The sequence below is a fragment of the Streptomyces inhibens genome, assembly GCF_003389455.1.
GTDB lineage: Bacteria > Actinomycetota > Actinomycetes > Streptomycetales > Streptomycetaceae > Streptomyces > Streptomyces inhibens.
In genome coordinates this window covers 1-2450 of the sequence record NZ_QUAC01000091.1, presented here as the reverse complement: position 1 = coordinate 2450, position 2450 = coordinate 1, and the positions used below count along the sequence as shown (strand labels likewise).

Sequence of the window (2450 nt, the reverse complement as noted above, 5' to 3'; positions counted from 1 at the left end):
CGGAACAGGGTGCCGGAGCGCGCCGCGTCAAGGGCCGGCGCCGGGGGGTGCGCCGGCCGGGGCCCGGACGGTGATACGGCCCAAGGGATGGCCGTCGCTGTCCACCGGTCCAGGCCGGGTCGGGTGTGACGTCGGGTGTTACATGACGCCAGGTGTTACATGACGTCGGGTGTTACAGCGTTACAGCGCCAGTCCGGTGAGGACCAGCACCCGCTCGTAGGTGTAGTCGTCCATCGCGAAGCGCACACCCTCGCGGCCGACACCGGACTGCTTGACGCCGCCGTAGGGCATCTGGTCGGCGCGGTAGGACGGCACATCGCCGACGATCACGCCACCGACCTCCAGCGCGCGGTGGGCGCGGAAGGCGGTCTGCACATCGTGCGTGAACACGCCCGCCTGCAGACCGAACTTGGAGTCGTTGACGGCTGCGAACGCCTCGTCGACGCCATCGACCTTCTTGATGGTGAGCACCGGGCCGAAGACCTCTTCGCAGGCGAGCGTCGCGTCGGCGGGCACGTCCGCCAGCACGGTCGGCGCGTAGGAGGCACCGTCGCGCTTACCGCCCGCGAGCAGCTTCGCGCCACGCTCGACGGCCTCCTCCACCCAGGACTCGACGCGCTTGGCCGCGTCCTCGTTCACCAGCGGGCCGACCTCGGTCGCGTCGTCGGAGGGGTCACCGGTGATCTGCGCCTCGACGGCCGCGACGATCTTGGGCACCAGGCGGTCGTAGACGGACGCGTCCGCGATCACCCGCTGCACCGAGATGCAGGACTGGCCGCCCTGGTAGTTGGAGAAGGTGGCGATGCGCTGCGCCGCCCAGTCCAGGTCCGCCTCGGAGGACCAGTCGGGCAGGACGACGGCCGCACCGTTGCCGCCGAGCTCCAGGGTGCAGTGCTTGCGCGGCACCGAGTCCAGGATGGCGTAGCCGACCTTCTCGGAGCCGGTGAAGGAGACGACCGGCAGCCGCTCGTCCTGGACCAGCGCCGCCATGCGCTCGTTGGGCACCGGGAGGATCGACCAGGAACCGGCCGGCAGGTCGGTCTCGGCCAGCAGCTCGCCGATGATCAGGCCGGAGAGCGGGGTGGCAGGGGCCGGCTTGAGGATGATCGGGGCGCCGGCGGCGATGGCCGGGGCGACCTTGTGGGCGCAGAGGTTCAGCGGGAAGTTGAACGGCGCGATGCCGAGGACCGTGCCGCGCGGGAAGCGGCGGGTCAGCGCGAGCCGGCCGGCGCCGCCCGCGTCGGTGTCCAGGCGCTGCGCCTCGCCGCCGTTGAAGCGGCGGGCCTCCTCGGCCGCGAAACGGAACACGGACACGGCCCGGCCGACCTCGCCGCGCGCCCACTTCATGGGCTTGCCGTTCTCCGCGGAGATCAGCTGGGCGATCTCCTCCGTACGCTCCACCAGCCGGCGCTGCACATGGTCCAGGGCCGCGGCCCGCACATGCGCGGGGGTGGCGGCGAGCTCGTCCTGGACGGCGACGGAGGCGGCGATGGCCTCCTCGACCTGGGCCTCGGTGGGAACGCTCACCGTGCCGACGAGACGTCCGTCCCAGGGGGAGGTGACATCGAAGGTGGCCTCGCCGGTGGCCTCGCGGCCGGCGAGCCAAAAGGCGGTGGGGGCTGCATCAGTGGGGATCGGCACAGTGGAACCCGGCCCTTCAGAAGTGGTGGGTGGTGCGCATGGCTCAGGGAGCGGCTCTGCGGTTTCGACTCTGACCCACCGTAGGGGTGCGGCGCCACCATGGCGTTTGTCCGAAGCGGCGTAATCAGCGGGCGGGTCTCTCCGTGGTGGAGGGGGCGGGTGAGGGGATCCGGGGGCGTGAAGCGCGCCCCTGNGGGGGCGGGTGAGGGGATCCGGGGGCGTGAAGCGCGCCCCTGCTTGCGCTACTCGGCCTACTCGCGCCGCTCACCCCACTCGCCCTGGGACCTCGCGCCCCTCCCCTCACACCCCGCCCCTCACACTCCCCGCTCCTCCCTACTCCCCCGCTTCTCCCTACTCCCCCTGCGACGCCGACGTCGCCTTGAGGGCCAGCCACAGCTCCATCCGGACATCCGCATCGTCCAGCGAGCGCCCCAGGATCTCCTCCACCCTCCGCATCCGATAGCGCAGGGTGTGCCGGTGTACGCCCAGGTCGGCGGCGGCCGCGTCCCACTGGCCGTGCCGGGCGAGCCAGGCGCGCAGCGACGCCACCAGATCGCCGCGGCCGGTCGCATCGTGCTCCCGCAGCGCCCGCAGCAGGCCGTCGGCGAAGGCCCGGACCGCGTCGTCGGCGAGCAGCGGCAGCACCGACCCGGCCGCCACATCCTCGTGCTCGACCAGCGTCCGGCCGCGCCGGCGGGCCACCGACAGCGCCTGCTCGGCCTGGCGATAGGCGTTCGCGGCGGCCATCGGCCCGGTCGGCGCGGACAGCCCGACCGCCACGCCCGCGCCGCCGTGCCCCGTCTCGCTCC

Annotated in this window: 2 protein-coding genes; both read right to left on the bottom strand. The window is 72.9% G+C overall.

The window, feature by feature from the left end:
- Window positions 1-180 precede the first annotated feature (180 nt).
- A complete protein-coding gene (locus DY245_RS12415; protein WP_128506652.1) occupies window positions 181-1641 on the bottom strand; it encodes an aldehyde dehydrogenase family protein in 1461 nt (486 codons plus the stop codon).
- A 351-nt stretch (window positions 1642-1992) separates the two neighbouring features.
- Window positions 1993-2450, bottom strand: a 458-nt coding sequence (locus tag DY245_RS12410; protein WP_181923647.1) for a PucR family transcriptional regulator, incomplete at its 5' end; no start/stop codon positions are given.